The sequence below is a fragment of the Veillonella fallax genome (genome assembly GCF_020687175.1).
GTDB classification, from domain to species: Bacteria; Bacillota; Negativicutes; order Veillonellales; family Veillonellaceae; genus Veillonella; species Veillonella fallax.
On record NZ_JAJEQD010000013.1, the window covers coordinates 16,813 to 34,676 of the forward strand.

15 protein-coding genes are annotated in these 17,864 nt (G+C 38.5%); 12 read left to right on the forward strand and 3 right to left on the reverse strand.

From position 1 onward, the window contains the following. Positions 1-55: 55 nt before the first annotated feature. Positions 56-2,338 (reverse strand): ribonucleoside-diphosphate reductase subunit alpha, encoded by a 2,283-nt coding sequence (locus LKD20_RS06990; protein ID WP_227721285.1) that lies wholly within the window; start codon positions 2,336-2,338, stop codon positions 56-58. Positions 2,339-2,780: 442 nt separating this feature from the next. Between LKD20_RS06990 and LKD20_RS06995 the strand changes: the two genes are divergently transcribed. Further along, positions 2,781-3,296 (forward strand): flavodoxin family protein, encoded by a 516-nt coding sequence (locus tag LKD20_RS06995; protein WP_227721286.1) that lies wholly within the window; start codon positions 2,781-2,783, stop codon positions 3,294-3,296. 83 nt (positions 3,297-3,379) lie between these two features. On the opposite strand, the gene LKD20_RS07000 is transcribed toward LKD20_RS06995, so the two are convergent. Beyond that, positions 3,380-4,939: a hypothetical protein gene (locus LKD20_RS07000; RefSeq protein ID WP_227721287.1), complete on the reverse strand. Its 1,560-nt coding sequence runs from the start codon at positions 4,937-4,939 to the stop codon at positions 3,380-3,382. Between the two features lie 153 nt (positions 4,940-5,092). On the opposite strand from LKD20_RS07000, the gene LKD20_RS07005 reads away from it, so the two are divergent. From LKD20_RS07005 to LKD20_RS07035, 7 genes are all read left to right on the forward strand, one after another. Continuing rightward, positions 5,093-6,265, forward strand: coding sequence for an iron-containing alcohol dehydrogenase (locus LKD20_RS07005; RefSeq protein WP_227721288.1), 1,173 nt, complete (start codon positions 5,093-5,095; stop codon positions 6,263-6,265). Positions 6,266-6,307: 42 nt separating this feature from the next. Then, entirely contained in the window at positions 6,308-7,138 is an 831-nt protein-coding gene (locus tag LKD20_RS07010; RefSeq protein ID WP_227721289.1) for a hypothetical protein, read from the forward strand. Positions 7,139-7,168: 30 nt separating this feature from the next. Continuing rightward, positions 7,169-8,035 (forward strand): hypothetical protein, encoded by an 867-nt coding sequence (locus tag LKD20_RS07015; protein ID WP_227721290.1) that lies wholly within the window; start codon positions 7,169-7,171, stop codon positions 8,033-8,035. 147 nt (positions 8,036-8,182) lie between these two features. Further along, on the forward strand, positions 8,183-9,094 hold the full coding sequence (locus tag LKD20_RS07020; RefSeq protein ID WP_227721291.1) for a hypothetical protein: 912 nt from the start codon (positions 8,183-8,185) through the stop codon (positions 9,092-9,094). 108 nt (positions 9,095-9,202) lie between these two features. Further along, positions 9,203-10,240 (forward strand): nicotinate-nucleotide--dimethylbenzimidazole phosphoribosyltransferase, encoded by a 1,038-nt coding sequence (locus tag LKD20_RS07025; protein ID WP_227721292.1) that lies wholly within the window; start codon positions 9,203-9,205, stop codon positions 10,238-10,240. Between the two features lie 9 nt (positions 10,241-10,249). After that, complete coding sequence (locus LKD20_RS07030; protein ID WP_349226936.1) at positions 10,250-11,563, forward strand: DUF389 domain-containing protein; 1,314 nt, start codon at positions 10,250-10,252, stop codon at positions 11,561-11,563. Between the two features lie 369 nt (positions 11,564-11,932). After that, positions 11,933-12,754, forward strand: coding sequence for a MetQ/NlpA family ABC transporter substrate-binding protein (locus tag LKD20_RS07035; protein ID WP_060924427.1), 822 nt, complete (start codon positions 11,933-11,935; stop codon positions 12,752-12,754). 104 nt (positions 12,755-12,858) lie between these two features. On the opposite strand, the gene LKD20_RS07040 is transcribed toward LKD20_RS07035, so the two are convergent. Beyond that, positions 12,859-13,749 carry a PocR ligand-binding domain-containing protein gene (locus LKD20_RS07040; RefSeq protein WP_227721294.1) on the reverse strand — a complete coding sequence of 297 codons (891 nt, stop codon included), beginning with the start codon at positions 13,747-13,749 and terminating at the stop codon, positions 12,859-12,861. A gap of 480 nt (positions 13,750-14,229) precedes the next feature. Between LKD20_RS07040 and pduB the strand changes: the two genes are divergently transcribed. The 4 genes from pduB to LKD20_RS07060 are packed head-to-tail and all read left to right on the forward strand — an operon-like array spanning position 14,230 to position 17,864. Further along, a complete protein-coding gene (gene pduB / locus LKD20_RS07045; protein ID WP_038124004.1) occupies positions 14,230-14,931 on the forward strand; it encodes a propanediol utilization microcompartment protein PduB in 702 nt (233 codons plus the stop codon). Positions 14,932-14,952: 21 nt separating this feature from the next. Continuing rightward, positions 14,953-16,614: a propanediol/glycerol family dehydratase large subunit gene (locus LKD20_RS07050; protein WP_227721295.1), complete on the forward strand. Its 1,662-nt coding sequence runs from the start codon at positions 14,953-14,955 to the stop codon at positions 16,612-16,614. Positions 16,615-16,623: 9 nt separating this feature from the next. Further along, positions 16,624-17,322 carry a propanediol/glycerol family dehydratase medium subunit gene (locus tag LKD20_RS07055; protein ID WP_227721296.1) on the forward strand — a complete coding sequence of 233 codons (699 nt, stop codon included), beginning with the start codon at positions 16,624-16,626 and terminating at the stop codon, positions 17,320-17,322. A gap of 11 nt (positions 17,323-17,333) precedes the next feature. Next, positions 17,334-17,864 (forward strand): diol dehydratase small subunit, encoded by a 531-nt coding sequence (locus LKD20_RS07060; RefSeq protein WP_105089792.1) that lies wholly within the window; start codon positions 17,334-17,336, stop codon positions 17,862-17,864.

Sequence of the window (17,864 nt, forward strand, 5' to 3'; positions counted from 1 at the left end):
ACGATGCGACCTATACTGCTATAGGTCGTCATCAGACTTATATACACATCTCGTATTAGGAGGAGCAGCTAGTGCACTCATCCATTTCAAGGGACTGGTTACGGATGTAGTAGATTGTTTTGATACCTTGTTTGTACGCCTCAATATAAAGGTCTAGAATTTCTTTCGCTTTCATTTGAGGAGTGATGTACAAGTTGAAAGATTGTGCTTGGTCAATATGACGTTGACGGACGCCACAAGCTTTGATGGACCATTGTTGGTCGATTGTATGCGCCTCTTTGTAGAGCCAGAATGTTTTGTTGTTCAAATCTGGAGCAGTTTTTGGTGTGAAAGAACCTTTCTTTTCTTCGATGAAGAATTTTTTAAAGATAGGGTCGATACCAGCTGTTGTATTCGCAATGTTGGAAGTAGAACCAGTAGGAGCTACGGCCATCAAGTAACCATTGCGGATACCGTATTTAGCAACGTCTGCAGCTAATTGTTTCCAACGATCAGATGTGTAGCCACGGCGTGTGAAGTATTCCCCAGTTTCCCATTCGGAACCTTTGAACGCAGGGTATGCGCCTTTTTCTTTCGCCAATTCCATGGACGCTTTGATCGCATAGTAAGCGATATTTTCGAACAATTTGTCCGCTACTTCGATGTGCTCATCAGATTCCCATTGGATATCGTGATTTACGAGGTAGTGGTGGTAACCAGACGTACCAAGACCAATAGCGCGGTATTTATCAGACGTCATGCGAGACTCTGGCACTGGCGCTTGGTTGATAGAGATAACATTGTCTAGCATTCGAATTTGAAGGGCAATATTTTCTTCTAACTCTTCGTCAGTAATACGGCCAAGGCTGATGGAGTTCAAGTTACATGTAACCATGTCACCTGTATTTGTTTTCGTAGTGATAGTACCGTCTTCGTTGATAATTTCTTCAGCAAGATTAGTGAAACCAACGTTTTGTGCGATTTCGTGGCACAAGTTGGATGCGTAAATCATACCTGCATGTTTGTTAGGGTTTGCAGCGTTTACAGTATCGCGGAAGAAGATGAACGGTGTACCAGTTTCAACAGCGGAGCGCATGATTTTTTTCATCATGTCTAATGCAGGTACTTCGATACCGTGTAAGTTAGGATCTTGTTCACATTCAAGGTAACGTTTTGTGAATTCCTTATTGTCATCAGTATCGTAGTAGTCTTCTAAGGCATAACCTTTTACAGCTAAGATTTCATGAGGATCGAAGAGGGTGAAGTTTTCACGGCCGATCATACGCTCCATGAAGATGTTTGGAACAGAGATAGCAGGGAAGATATCGTGTGCTTTGCGACGGTCATCACCGTTATTTGTACGAAGTTCTACAAATTCATAGAAGTCTTTATGCCAAATATCAAGTGTTACTGTAGCGCCACCTTTACGCTTGCCCAATTGGTCTACTGCAACAGCTGTATCGTTGTACAAGCGAATCCAAGGAATAACGCCACCAGAGGAGTTTTTGAAACCGCGGATATCGGAGTTCAATGCACGAACTTTACCAAGGTAGATACCAAGAGCGCCACCGTGTTTAGATACGCGAGAGAACTTGCTGTTTACGTCGTAAATGGACCATAAGTTATCATCTACACCAGAGATAAAGCAAGAGGACAACTGATGGAATGGTGTACCTGCATTTGCCAATGTAGGTGTAGCTGTTGTCATTTTTAACTGGCTCATCAAATCGTAGAATTTCTTAGCGTATTCTACTTTGTTTTCGCCCTCTACCAATGCCAAGTGCATAGCGATAGCCATGAAACGTTCTTGCGGTAATTCGTAGATTTCTTTGTTGAAGCCTTTTACCAAATAACGGTCAGCCAATAATTTAAGACCTTCGTAGTTAAAGAGGTAGTCGCGCTTAGGTTTGATGTAATCGCCTAACTCTTGCAATTCATCAGGTGTATATTCTGTAACGAAGAAGTCAGCGTATTTTTTTTCTTCTACAAGCATGTGTACAAGATTTGGGAAGTTGCCATAACCGAATGCTTTATAACGACGAGTGATAGCTGCTTCTTTATAGAGATCGAACAAGAAGAGGCGAGCTGCTACAAACTGCCAATCTTGGTTCATTTTATTAACTTGGTTGCCGAAGCCGTCGTCTTTTTTAGAGATAACCTTTTCGATAGCTGTTTGTACTAAAGTTTTTTGAATTTCTTTAGTAGTCATGCCATCAACGAATTGTAACTTCGCATCCAACTCCAATTCTAGTGGATCACAAGAATCTAACCCCAAACATGCGAAGGCAATCATACGTTTCGTTTTTTCAACGGATAAAGGCTCGAAATGGCCATCCCGTTTCTTGATCATAATCTCCATTACTGTTCCCCTTGAGTCTTAAAAGTAATAAAACTGTTAATCTAAGCATATATAAGATTAGACTGAAAAGTATAAAATATCTTTAAGTTAAGTCTAATCAGAAAAATAAGGAAACTACTATATGTTGTAGTTTTCCTATTGAGCTTATACATTATGTTACGATTATAGCTAAAAAATTCTATACATTCAATATTGACATTTAGAAATTTATAAATCTAGTATGCTTAAATTTATCGATATAGTTATAAATGCTAGAAAGTACTATATAAAGAGCATATATGATGATTTTGAATGATGTATCTCTTTTGTGAATAGTAAAATAGTACGTGGCAGTATATAAAATTCCGTTCTATATCGTTCTATATACTATTGTGATTTATTTTATTAAACGCCTGCTATATATGTCCTATAATAGATATATATATTAATTAGGAGGTAAGACATGAAGTCTATTGTTATATACTCATCCCTTACGGGAAATACTAAACAAGTGGCAGAGGCTATTACTAGTGTATTGCCTGCAGGTACACCATGTGTATCTATGAAAGAAGTGCCGTCCGATTTATCATCTTACGATCTTGTATTTGCAGGATTCTGGGTGGATAAAGGGACAGCTAATAAAGAGGCCCGTGATGTACTAGGCATATTACATAACCCTCACATTGCTCTGTTTGCAACAGCTGGCGTACCACCGCAAATGGCACATGCTAAGGAGAGCTTAATCAATGCAGCAAATTGTTTATCCGATGGCGTAGAGCCTGTAGGAACCTTCATCTGTCAAGGTAAGGTAGATCCTAAGGTTATCGAAATGATGTACAAGATGTTCCCGAAAGGGCATAGCCACGGTCAATCTGCTGATCGCGATGCACGTCACAAACAAGCTGCAGTACACCCAAATGAAGACGATTTTAAAGCGGCCCAAGACTTTGCTAAAGATATCCTTACAAAGCTTGGATAATAATAAGAGCAGTACCCCTGTGGGGTACTGCTTTTGTCATATTATATATGATGTTGTAATTATTACTATATTGTATTATATGCTTAATTATAAAGTACATTAAATTTAAGTTTACGTGTATCGAATTGGTTTATGAAGTACGACGTAATCAATAGCTTATATCCATTGCCTTCTATAACGACAGGATCGATAGCTGTTTTATCGACTGTAAGGAACTTATCATAAATATGATGCACCTCTGTCACACCGTTTGGTAGAGATACCTCTAAATCAAGGCCTTTGTTGAGGAACTTGAAGGAGATGGAGTCGAAGTTGGCAGATTCTACTTCGTATTCCTTAAGGTCTCTTTCGTAGACTATTAATTCGATGTTTTCAATGTATTTATCGTATCCTGCAATCGAAATAATCTTTGGTGCAGTTATAGCATCAAAATTAATATATTCAACTCGTCTGCCGTTTGTTGGGTTGGTATCTGGCAGTTTTAAATCATCTACAGGGACATATGGTGTGCCATAGTCCGTGAAGTTAGGATCAAAGGTAGCAGCTATTGGTAGGCTTGCATGCCATTCGCCATCGACTTTAGTATAGGTCACAAATTCACGATACGTTGTATAGCCTATGAATGGCGTTAAGAGAACAGTACCTAAGGCAAGAGCCATAACTGTTGTGTGTACCGATGGTTTTAAACCCTTCACAAGAGAGTATACATTGTGTACTAAGAAGATTAAATTGAATGCACTCACGTAAATCGTATTGAGCCAGAGCACTGGTTCATTAATCACACGTTTACCGATAAGAACTAAGCACAGTGTAGTTAGTGTAATAAACAAGAAGCATAGGATTTGCTGTGTTCTGCTACTTTCACTAGATCTAAAGCTAGCCAAGTAGAATAGGTAGAAAATGGCTACATACGGATAGTAGGTGTAGAAGAAACGCGTATCCTCTCGAAGCCCTAACAGGATAAAGACTAAATAGATATTAGCTAGAATGCCTGTAATAATGGACGCCTTAGGCAAGATGATGCCGAATACAACAGTAAAAAATGAGTTTGGTGCTGGCGGACCTGCGGGATCCTCTTTATAAGAACATACCATAGATAGACAAATGAATATATTAATGGATGCGAGTACCTTAAAAATGGTTTCTTCAAAGTTGAATGGTTGGTCCACGATGATGAAGAAGAACCATAAACTCATGATGATAACTATGTTATATAGCGTAGACGTAACAAGGGTGATGCCAATCCGTTTGATGCGGTTAATGATTTCACCGATGTAGTGTTCACCAGGCGATGTGAAATACAAGGCAATCATGGAGTACAGCCATAGGTACGATATATTTTCCGTAGCTAGTTCAATACCTCGCACGTAGCCGTAGCTTTCGTGAATCATATAAAGGCCAACGCTGATTCCGATACTTACTAAGGTATATAAAACGGAAAACTTTCGAGCCCTTGTTATATAGCTTTGTAATATAACGATAAAGAAATACAGTGAGTATAGCTTAATGTCGATTTCGGCAAACCAATCTTGTTCAATATACAACGGAGTACATGAAAATATGGCAATTAATGCCAGTAATATAGGCGACTGCGTTGCTAGGTCCCTCAGCGAAGACCATAAATGTTTAATGGCAAATTTCATAGATGTTCTCTCCCTCTATAAATATAAATATAAATACCTCTCTTATTATTAGTATACCTGTTTTCTGGTGAAAGCCCTATGAGGTTTTACATGCTTTTAAATATCCTTTACAATAACACTAAGAACTAGTTTTCAAAGAAAAGAGGTTATCACATGGAATTCTCTTATTTTTTACCTGTAAACATCCAATTCGGTTGGAATAAAGTAGATAATGTTGCTGATTTTGCTGCCCCGTATGGCAAGAAAGCACTTATTGTAACTGGTCGCAGTAGTGCCAAAAAATCTGGTTTATATGACCGGGTGGTAGCAAAGCTTGATGCAGCACATATCGGTCATGTATTGTTTGATCAAGTAGATGCCAATCCATTGACCACAACTGCCTTAGACGGCGCTGCGTTAGCTAAATCTGAAAGCTGTGATATGGTTATTGCTATCGGCGGTGGTTCCATCATGGACTGTGCCAAAGGGATTGCCTTTATGGCGGTGAATGAAGGCGATATTAACGACTATATTTTCAACCGTAAAGTTAGTGATAATGCATTGCCTCTTATTGTTATTCCAACGACTTGTGGTACCGGCTCTGAAGGCAACGGTTTTGGTGTTCTTACTAATCCTGAAACAGGTGATAAGAAATCCTTACGCTGCAATGCTATTGTGCCAAAGGTTTCTATTGTAGACCCTGCTGTAATGGGTACAATGCCACCTCATGTATTGGCATCTGTAGGCTTTGATGCACTATGCCACAACATCGAGGCCTATACCTCTAAAACAGCACAACCTTTCACCGATGCGTTAGCTCATTATGCTGTAACCTTATTAGCACAATACCTTGTACCACTATATAAACATGTGAAAGCGACGGCTGAAGGCAAACCAGAGGTTCTTAACGAAACTCAATTAATAAAGGCTTGGGAGGCCGTTACATTGGCTAGCACAATTGGTGGTATGGTTATCAACACAGCCGGTGTAACACTAGCACATGGTATGGAACATCCTGCCAGTGGCCTTAGAGATATTACCCATGGCGTAGGTCTTGCCGTTATTGAACCTGTTGCTGTGGAATACACATGGAGTGCAAACCCTGATAAATTTGACGCCTTGGCTCGTATATTCAACCACGGAGATGCCTCCGAACTAGGCGAAGCATTACGCTTGATTGTACATGACTTAGACCTTACTACAAACCTTACAGAATTAGGTTTTACGAAAAAAGACATTCCATGGCTTGTAGATAATGTATACGTTGTAGCTACAGGAAATATTGCTAATACAGTAGCTGAAATCAGTCGTAAAGATATAGAAGCGTTGTATAAAAAGATGTTTTAAGTGTTGAAGTTATTTTAAGTGTTGTCATAATAGGAGAGAGTTTTGTTCCAAGGATTTTATGGCCTACTAACAGTTCTGCTATGCGTGTTGTTTGTAATTGTAGTAGTGCTATTTAACATAGCCCCAATTACTTACATTGTTTTTGGCATAGCCATAGTATCGAGTGTATTTCTACAATATCGGCGGTTTAAGAAAAAGTCCATATCTGAAAGTGCCCATAGCCGATTGGCTTGTGCTTTGTTTATTGTCATAACCCTTAGTATATCTTGGCTCGTAGCTGATTGGGTTCAATATGATCTTAATACAACTGTTGATCAGTTTGAGGATTTTAAGTACAGTACAACTGATTGGAAACGAGGATGGCCTAATAATAAGGAATTACCAGAAGGTCTTACATCTCCTGAGCAGCTTCCAGAAGGTATTTATAAAGTATCTATGGTACGAACGGATGTTGCTTGGGCTACTGCATATCCTTATCGCTATGTAGTTTTAGAGGGAGATCCTAAAGTAATTGCTCAATATGAGGCAATCGCAAAACAATATGCAGCCTATACAGCGCAAATTGATGCGGATGATGTATTGCGTGATTTAGACACTGGGGAGAAAAAGCGTTTTATATCTCATCCTAACAGTTACCGCTTCATAGATAGTATTGAGGAGGAACCTCTAAACTTACCACAACGGAGTTTTATAGAGTGGTTACGCTTTGCACCTAGAAAAGAAACGAAAAAAGTGGTGAAGGACACATATAATTCTACTAAAAATTATAGACTATATGTATTTGTAGATGATGGGAATACAAAAAGGCCACATTTTGTGGAACTTTTGATTAGTAATGATGGGACACGGGCTGTGTTTTATCAATCAAAGTAATTGGATTGGGTATTGTTGTGGAGAACATAAATGCGACAGTGTTTAATGTATCTAAAGAAATTGTTTTTTGGCGCACCTTATAGAAAGAGTATATGGTTTTTTATAACTCTTTGGGTATTAACATTTCTGTTCTCGGATGAGATATCATATTCTGGGTTATACTATCTGATTTTGTTAGTAGCTACGATTGTATTGTTGTTTGAAAAATGTGAAGTAATTGATAGTGAGAAAGGTATACGAAAAAGATTTTTAACATATTTTTATGTAATCTTTTTTCTGTGTATGCTTCCTACATTAGCTGTTACTTTAGTATTTTCTGCTGTAGGGATATCCCATTATGATACACAACGATGGCACTTTACATGGCCTTCATCTAAGGCGGGGTATATTCCGTCTCCATTACAAGCACCTAAGTTTTTACCTGAGAGTTTGAAAGTGATTTCTTCTGCTGAAGTAATTGGAATGGGAGGGAATCAAAGCTGTTTAGTATTAGATGGTGATAAAGCAACGATTTCAAGGTATGAGGAAACTGTTAAATCTAATGCTTGGTATTCGTTTATAAATGGCAGGGATAAAGATACTACAGTTGAAGTACTTAATTCGTTTACATATCCAAAAAATAAAAATGTATTGGTTAGTGACATAAAGAATTATTATGAGATTATCACTATTCAACGACAAAACTGGAAATTATTTCCCTGGTTAATTGATGGCAGCCAGAGTGTCGGTGATGATCCTAATGAAGATTTTTATTATAGCACTCGAGTATCAGCTGAGAAATATGTAGTATATGTTGTTTACCATAACTTTGATCATGACCAGCCAAGAGTGATTTACTTTATGTTTAATCCGGAACGAACGCGAATGATTACTGTAGATATAGATATGTATCATTAGAGTTGGGCAGAGTTTGTATATAAAATTTGGAACAAAGGGGCTGTTTTGTTACAGCCCCTTTGATGATTCTACAAGTATTAAAAGGTACAATACTAGTAGAGATTGAAGTTGATTGTAGTGGTTGTTATAAAGCTAAGGAGTTGTATTGTGAAAAGAATATATTCATACATTGCTGCACTGTTAATGCTAAGTCTTATGGTTTCACAAGTACATGCAAAAGAGCAGGTTACTCAAAGTGATATTTCTGGTAGTGCTAAAGAGAAGTGCGTTAGTAGTGAACAAACTAATGATAAGATTGAAGCTGATTTACAAAGACATTTGGAAAGAATGAAGGCAGAGGACATAGCTAAGGGGTATTTACGTGAAGAAAAAACGTATGCTGAAGAAGTTAGTTTAGTTCGGGGCAGATTGTATCATTCAACGGATAAGCTCATTCATGATGAGAAAAAGACTACTCTTTTATCGTATCCAGTGGGAAGGAAGGTTCCTTGTAAGAAGAGTTTAAAGGATATAGATTCATATACAGACACAATTACTCGTAAAGGCATGACATTCCGCATTCCAAAAGGTGCAGAGTTGAAGATGTTCTATATGTTAGATAACAATATTTTTATAGAGTATGAGATAGGAGATATTTGGTATTCTATTCAGATTATTCCTTTAGATGTAGATCATCCTGATAGTAAAGATATAGAAAACAAAGTACTTGTAGATAAAGAGTATAATTTCTATCACACATTGCAAGTATATTGGCGTATGTGGGGAATCTTTGATGAGTTACAAAATCCTACTTATTCAGCGGTATGGAATAATGGATTGCCTGGAATGTTAGTGGATTCATACAATCCAGATAAGAAATCTAATTTACTATTTGCTGCATATGATGGACGGTATGCTGTATTTAATCAGCTGGTATATAATCCAAGTACGAGTCCTTTTACTCATGAGCAGTTAAGAAACACGATTGAATATTTTGATTCTAATAACAATCCAGAGTTTAAGGCTAAAAAGCATAGATTATTCCCTGATGAGAGGATAATTCGTATATATGAGTACTAGTACAAACCTCACATTACTAGATATGAGTTTTGTGTTATACTTCTATATAGAATAATATCGAATTAATAGAAGGCTAGTTGGCATATTCTGTGCAGACTAGAGATTAGAATGAAAGATAAGTCAGTATTACCAATTGAGGAACAATTAAATAGATTTCTTCAACCAAAATGCCTGATCCCTGGTGGCCTAGGCTTGTGGGAGGATTATTTCCGCAAGATTTGTAAGGCTTGGGGCGAGATTAGTGGTGAAATTCGACCTCAGCATATCATATTTTCTGCCGATAATGGTTGTAATATGGAAGGCTATGTAGGTTATAACTATGAGGTAACGCAAAAGCAGTCGCGTAATATGCTCTTGGGTCGCTCGTCGGCGACGCAATTTTGTAACTTTAATAATATTCCCTATGAGGTTGTGGACGTAGGGATTGCCTCAGATGATGGCATCGGAGTGGATCGCAAGGTCGCAAAGGGGACAAAGAATATATTAAATCATCCTGCTATGACTGAGGATGAATTTAATCGTGCCTTTCAAGTTGGCTATGAACGGGTACAACATTATGTAAAGCAAGGGATAAATCTTTTTTCCTTTGGTGAAATGGGACTTGGTAATACGACGACTTCTGCCTGTGTGTTGTCTGCCTTAACTGGAGCTGATCCCACTGAAACAGTAGGACCTGGTTCTTGGCCGAATAAACCAGATTTGATGAAACGAAAAATTGGTTTTGTGCGCGCTGTATTAGATAAGCATAAGACTAGTATCGTTTCTGTCAGTGAAGTTGAAAGAGTTCGTAAAATCGTAGCCCATGTAGGGGGCTTTGATATTGCAGCTATTCTTGGGGCTATGCTCGCTTGTGTTGAGTTTAAAAAGCCCTTTGTCATTGATGGCTTTATTACAGCTGTATCAGCAGCTTGTGCGGTACATATGAATGATTGTGTTAAGGATTATGCATTGCCATCTCATAACTCTCGAGAAAAAGGCACAGAGCTAGCTTTAGCAGAGTTAGATATTACACAAGACATGGTTCCTATTCAAGCACAAATGTCGATGGGGGAAGGCACGGGGGCCATCTTGATGGTACAAATGCTCAAAACTACACAGCATATGTTTGTAAACGTAGGGACCTTTGCAGATTTGATGAAATTATAAGGAGAAAGAATGGAACTAAATAAATACTTTGATATACATTTTGAGCGCGCTGATGATGCAACTATTGCTAAAAGGTTGATAGGTGGGGCTAAGATTAAGGGACCTGCGTTGGTTACCCTGATTCTCTCCATATTTATCGCCTCTATTGGGTTGAATATGAATAGTACGGCAGTTGTTATTGGTGCTATGCTTATATCACCGTTGATGGGACCTATTTTAGCAACTGGTTTTGGCTTTGCTACGCTTAATTTTACAGTTGTAAAAAGCGGTATTTTAAGATTGTCCTTACAGGTTACGATTGCTGTTTTGGCATCTGCTTTATATTTTTATATTTCTCCCGTTCAGGCGGCTACATCTGAACTATTAGCACGTACAGAACCGAATATTTTTGATGTATTCATTGCTATATTTGGTGGGTTAGCTGGGATTATTGGGCAAACGCGTAAGACCTTAGATAATGTTATACCAGGTGTTGCGATTGCGACTGCACTTATGCCACCACTATGTACGGCAGGATATGGACTGGCTAATGGAAATTGGCACTATTTCATTGGGGCTGGCTATCTATTCTTTATAAATGCATTTTTCATCTTCTTTGCAGCTTTTATTGTTTTAAAGGGTGTATATAGTTTGCCATTCCATAAACAAGCAGAAGAGGTTAATCGTCGTAACCAGCTAATATTTCTCGTGATTGGTCTTATTATGGCTATACCAAGTATTTATGCAGGCTATGATATGACCATCAAGTATTCTGAGTCAAATCATATGGAGCAGTTTATTAAGAATGATATTAATCAAGAGGGACGTCGACAAGTGATTGATTATTCACTGGATCAAACGAATAAGCTAGTAAACATAGTAGTTATAGGAGCTCCTGTGACTTCAGAGGAGCAAGCCCAGTTGGATGACAAGTTACAGAAAGATGAGTACTTGCAACCTTATACATTACGATTTGTTAATAGCGTAGATGAGCAAAAATCTACTATGGATAAGACGAACTTGAATAAATCTTCAGAGAATCTTGGAACATATAAAAACTTGATTAATCTGTACCAACCGACTTATCAATTAGTAAGTGAAACTATAAATACTATGAAAACGACAGAAGCTGAAGCAAAGGCGTTATTCCCGTTTGTAAGCAAAGTGGAAGGCATGCCTTTAATAGATAATCTAGAACAGCCTAAAGCGAGTCGATATATGGTGATTATTCATACTACATCTACTATATCTGATGCAGATTTGAAACGAATAAAAGCTTGGTTAGAGGCTAAATTATCAGCACCTGTAACTATTTCTGTGGAGCAAACAATGTCAACTCAATAAGTTGATTTTTTGATTTTGATTAGATTGTTTATTATATAGAGCGATATTTATAACGGTACTAAGTTTGATTGAACTTATTAGGTATATTACCTAGTAGTACGGGGAATCAGCTTAGTACCGTTTTTATGTACTTGGCATAGCTAAATGTAATTACTCTTATCTTGCTATAGATTAAAGTTATATTAATATATATATATAATCTATTATACGAGTAGGAATTAAATTGATATACTTACTACATCGAAAATATTAAATAATCAAATGTAGATACATGATAAGAAAAATAGATTTATTATAATATCTACGAATGTTGTATACGTATGAGTCCTCGTCCGAGATGTAGGTTTTCATCGTAGATAGGAGGATTACATGAAAAAATGGTTAGCATTAGCAGCGACGGCCGTACTGGGTGCGTCCTTATTGATTAGTGGTTGTGGCTCTTCCACAAATAACGCGAGCTCTAGTGGCTCTAAAGAGGTATTAAAGGTAGCAGCAAATCCTGTACCTCATGCTGAAATTTTAGAACAAGTTAAACCTATTTTGGCTAAGGAAGGTGTAGACTTACAAATCGTTGAATTTACAGACTACATCCAACCAAATATGGCTCTATCTAGCCATGAGGTAGATGCAAACTTCTTTGCAAACGTACCTTACCAAAATAACTACAATAAAGATCATGGTACAAACTTTGTAAGCTTTGCACCAGTTCACATCGAACCATTGGCTATCTACTCTCAAAAAATTAAAGATTTGAAAGACTTGCCAAATGGCGCAAAAGTAGCAATTCCATCTGATCCAACAAACAGTGCTCGTGCACTTCTCTTGTTGCAAAGTGCTGGTCTAGTAACATTGAAAGATCCAACTGGTTTGACTAACACACCATTTGATATAACTAGCAATCCTAAAAATATTCAAATTACTGAGTTAGAAGCAGCTCAAATTCCTCGTTCCATCCAAGACTTAGATGCAGCAGTAATCAATGCTAACTATGCGTTGCCAGCTGGTCTTAATCCTACAAAAGATGGCTTATTCGTAGAAAAAGCTGACTCTCCATATGCAAATCTTCTTTCTGTTAACCCTGGTGATGAAAATAAACCAGCTATCCAAAAATTAGCTAAAGCATTACAATCTCCAGAAGTTAAGAAGTTCATCGAAGAACACTACAAGGGAGCTATCATCCCAGCGTTCTAATTGATCGTTAATAACATATGTATCTGATACAATACCTTCTCATGACAAACTCTATAGATACGAAAAAGGCGTAACACCAATGGTGTTACGCCTTTTTTATTATATTACGCATCAATTGGTTTTGCATATTTTTTTCGATATGAATGTGGTGTTTCAGTGGTAGCCATTTTGAAAATTTTACAGAAATAACTAGTTCTGTTATAGCCCAATGTTTTACTGATCTGATTAATTGTTAGTTGGGAATATACTAATAGTTTTTTTGCTTCTTGTATGCGCAATAGTGTTATATATTGCACTACTGAAAGTCCCGTATCATCTTTAAAAATCTTAGAGAAGTAGGACTCACTTAAATGAATATGTTCCGAAATCCTTCTGAGCGACACTCGTTTGCTCAGATTTTTTTCTATATATAACATAGCCTTTCGAATTTCTGGACGATTAATAGGTCGTTCAGACTCCACAAAGTCTGGCAATTGTTCATAAGGCATCTCTTCTGCTATGGCATCGTTAAATGGGAAGTAGTGTTCTACCAAAATCCGTAAAACCTTTGTAGCACTGTAAATTTGTTCGGCTGTCAAAACTGGTAAGGTCCGATATAAGGCTCGAAGTTTGGTGTCATCATGCCAATCGGTTTGGGTCGGAAGAATAGGTTTGATCGTTGTATCTTCTGTTTTTGTTTGTCCTGCCATGATGAAGCCTAAGATGGCGCCATCTTTCATGATGGGCACAGAGAAATCTATAAGGCCCATGTGACAGCGATACGGGCAGGATGATAGTTCTTTTGTAGCATCTAGGCCACCATATAAGTCGCATTGATTGCAGCGCTTGGCATAGATTGGATTGCGCCTTACGACCTTACAAAATGGAGAAAAGTTATATTCTTGAGATAACACTTTTCCACGATTATTAACAAAAATAGCAGCAATCTTTGTTATGTTTGTGAAATCGCGCATGATTTCATTGATAAGCTTAGTATCTTCATTCGTACAAATCATGGTAAAACCTCCAATCACAAATGTGTTAAGAGGGCTAGTAAGCACACCGCTAAATAGCTCTACTTGCTCTCTATCTAAAGGGTAGGCTCTAAACCTGAGAAAAGAGAAAAGTGACATACCACCTAAAATTCATATACCTATAAAATTACGTTATTTCTTGCTTCTATATGTATAAGTATAACAGGATTGTCGTATTTTAGTAATAGAAAAATCGCATTTTACGAATATACATAAAAAAGTTGCATTTAATAATTTTTATAATAAAGATAGATAAAAGCCTTATAGTACATGTATTTAGAAAGGATTGAGTCCGATGGGTTGTGACTGAATAGCAAGGCATGCTCTATAGTAATATATGGTGTACAGAATTTAGGGTTGCATACATATGAATGATTAAAGAAATGATAAAAAATATAAAATGGTATACCGCAACATAGTTTTCTGTACATAGATACTTTCATTATACGTATGGAGGGTATTATGGCGACAACATGTGGATTAACTGAATTTGTAGGGACTAGTAAAACTGGTGATACTATTGGTCTCGTAATTGCTAACGTAGATCAACAAGTATTAGATGCGATGAAACTAAAGAAAAAATATCGTTCCATCGGTATTTTAGGTGCTCGTACTGGTGCAGGCCCACACATTATGGCTGCTGATGAAGCAGTAAAAGCAACCAATACTGAAATTGTTAGCATTGAATTACCTCGCGATACTAAAGGTGGCGCAGGTCACGGTTCTCTTATCATCTTTGGTGGTGATGATGTATCCGATGTTAAACGCGCTATTGAAGTGGCATTAGCCGAAGTGGAACGTACTTTTGGCGATGTATACGCAAACGATGCTGGTCATATTGAACTTCAATATACAGCACGCGCTAGTCATGCAGTAAATGCAGCATTTGGCGCTCCTGAAGGTAAAGCCTTTGGTCTTATCGTAGGTGCTCCAGCAGCTATTGGTGTAGTTATGGCCGATGTAGCTGTCAAATCTGCAAACGTTGATGTAATCGGTTATGCATCTCCTTCTGCAGGTACAAGTAATTCTAACGAAGTAATTTTACAGATTTCTGGCGATTCTGGAGCTGTACGACAAGCGGTTATTTCTGCTCGTGAAGTAGGTAAACAATTGCTCGGTACGATGGGTGACGAACCAGTGAACGGAGCCCCTTCCTATATCTAATCTGAAAGGATGGTATGCCCTATGAAATCAAAACGTTTCGAAGTCTTAAGTCAACGTCCTGTCAATCAGGATGGTTATGTAAAGGAATGGGTAGAGGAAGGTTTTATAGCCATGGAATCTCCTCAAGATCCAAAGCCTAGCCTCAAAATCGAAGGTGGTCGCATCGTTGAACTCGATGGTAAACGTCGCGAAGATTTTGATCTTATCGATACATTTATTGCAAATTACGGTATCGTTCTCGATGGTGCTCAAGAAGCGATGGCAAAGGATTCAAAAGAGATTGCTAATATGATGCTTACACCATCAGTACCTCGTGAAGAAATCGTTAAGATTTGTAAATCTATTACTCCAGCGAAAATGTTGGAAGTTGTTTCTACTATGAACGTTGTTGAAATGATGCAATGTATGCAAAAAATGCGTGCTCGTCGTACAATGGCTAACCAAGCCCATGTAACGAACGTAAACGACAATCCAGTGCAAATCGCAGCCGATGCTGCGGAAGGTGCACTTCGTGGGTTCGCAGAAGAAGAAACAACAGTAGCCGTTGCTCGTTACGCACCACTCAATGCGATTAGCTTACTCGTAGGCTCTCAATGTGGTCGACCAGGTGTATTGACACAATGCTCCTTGGAAGAAGCGACAGAATTGGAACTTGGCATGCGCGGCTTTACAGCCTATGCAGAAACAATTTCCGTATATGGTACAGAAGACGTATTTACCGATGGTGATGATACACCTTGGTCTAAAGGATTCCTCGCATCTGCTTATGCATCTCGTGGTCTTAAAATGCGCTTCACCTCTGGTACAGGTTCTGAAGTACAAATGGGACAAGCAGAAGGTAAATCTATGTTGTACCTTGAAATCCGCTGCCTATATATTACAAAAGGCGCTGGCGTACAAGGTATTCAAAATGGTTCTGTAAGCTGTATCGGTATTCCAGCAGCTGTACCTTCTGGTATCCGCGCTGTATTAGCAGAAAACCTTGTAGCAGCTATGCTCGACCTAGAATGTGCATCTAGTAATGACCAAACATTCAGTCATTCTGATTTGCGTAGAACAGCTCGTACATTGATGCAATTTGCACCAGGTACTGACTTTATCTGCTCTGGTTATAGCTCTACACCAAACTATGACAACATGTTTGCTGGCTCCAACTGGGATGCAGAGGACTATGATGACTGGACAGTTATTCAACGTGACCTTAAGGTAAATGGCGGTCTTATCCCTGCTCGCGAAGATGAAGTTGTAACGGTTCGTAATAAAGCGGCTCGTGCACTACAAGCTTTGTTCAAAGCATTAGGCTTGCCTCCAATTACAGATCAAGAGGTAGAGGCTGCTACATATGCAAATGGCTCTAAAGATATGCCTCCTCGCGATAAGGTTGCAGATATTAAAGCGGCTCAAGACTTGTTAAACCGCGGTGTTACAGGCGTTGACTTTGTAAAAGGCTTAGCTAAAGAAGGTCATCAAGATGTAGCACAAAGTATTTTGAACTTATTAAAACAAAAAATCTCCGGCGATTACTTACAAACATCGGCCATCTTTGACCGTGATTTCAACGTTATCTCCGCGATTAACAATAGAAATGACTATCAAGGTGTTGGCACAGGTTATCGTGTGGAAGGTGAAGATTGGGAACGCATTAAAGATATTCCAAACGCCATTGATCCACGGGATATATAAGGAGGTGTCATGATGGCTGAAATTAACAGAGATGTATTACGTTCTATTATCCTAGACGTTTTACAAGAAATGGGTGGTGTTCATGAAGTACCACAATTCAAGGCTAGTGCTGGTAAAAGCACAACACCAAGTGCGGCTCCTAGACATGAAGATCCAACTGGTGACGATAGCTGGCTCCAAACTGGTGGTCCTGCACAACCTGGTACAAGCGCAGATGAAGTAGTTATTGCTGTTGGCCCTGCCTTTGGCCGTAGTCAACGACAAACTATCGTTGGTGTACCGCATCAAGAGGTAATTCGCCAATTAGTAGCTGGTATCGAAGAAGAAGGTTTAAAAGCTCGTGTAATTCGCGTGTATCGTTCCTCTGACGTAGCGGCCGTAGCCGTTGAAGGCGATTCTATTTCTGGATCTGGCGTATGTATTGGTATTCAATCTAAAGGTACTACTTTGATTCACCAACGCGATTTACAACCACTTTCAAATTTGGAATTATTCCCTCAAGCACCGCTATTAACAGCTGAAACATACCGTGCTATCGGTAAAAATGCTGCTAAATATGCTAAGGGCGAATCCCCAACACCAGTACCAACATTGAACGATCAAATGGCTCGTCCAAAATACCAAGCATTATCTGCATTGCTTCATATCAAGGAAACTAAGCATGTAGTAAAAGGTAAGCCAGCTGATGAAGTTCGTGTCACTGTATAAGGAGGTTTACTATGGCTAACGAATTAGAAGCCTTAATTCGGCAGATCGTATCTGAAATAGAAGGGGCGAAAGGTAGTACAACACAGTATTCAGCGCCTCATACACCATCTACAACTAATACAGTAGATAGAGTAGTTACAATCGAAGATTATCCGATTGCTAAAAAACATCCAGAATGGATTGATCTTGGTCAAGGTCGAGACTTAAGCCATATTACGATGGATAACGTAATGGCCGGACATATCACAATGGACGATTTAAAAATTTCTCCATCTATTTTAAAAGCTCAAGGTCAAATTGCTAAGGCTGGGGGCCGAGATCAAATTGAACTCAACTTCTCTCGCGCTGCAGAAATGACGAAGGTAAGTGATAAACGTTTACTTGAAATGTACAATGCACTTCGTCCATATCGTTCTTCTAAACAAGAACTGTTAGATATTGCTAGCGAACTTGATGGTTTAGGGGCTCCAATTTGTGCAAACTTTGTACGAGAAGCTGCAGAAAATTACGAACGTCGTAAAAAACTTAAAGGTGATAATTAA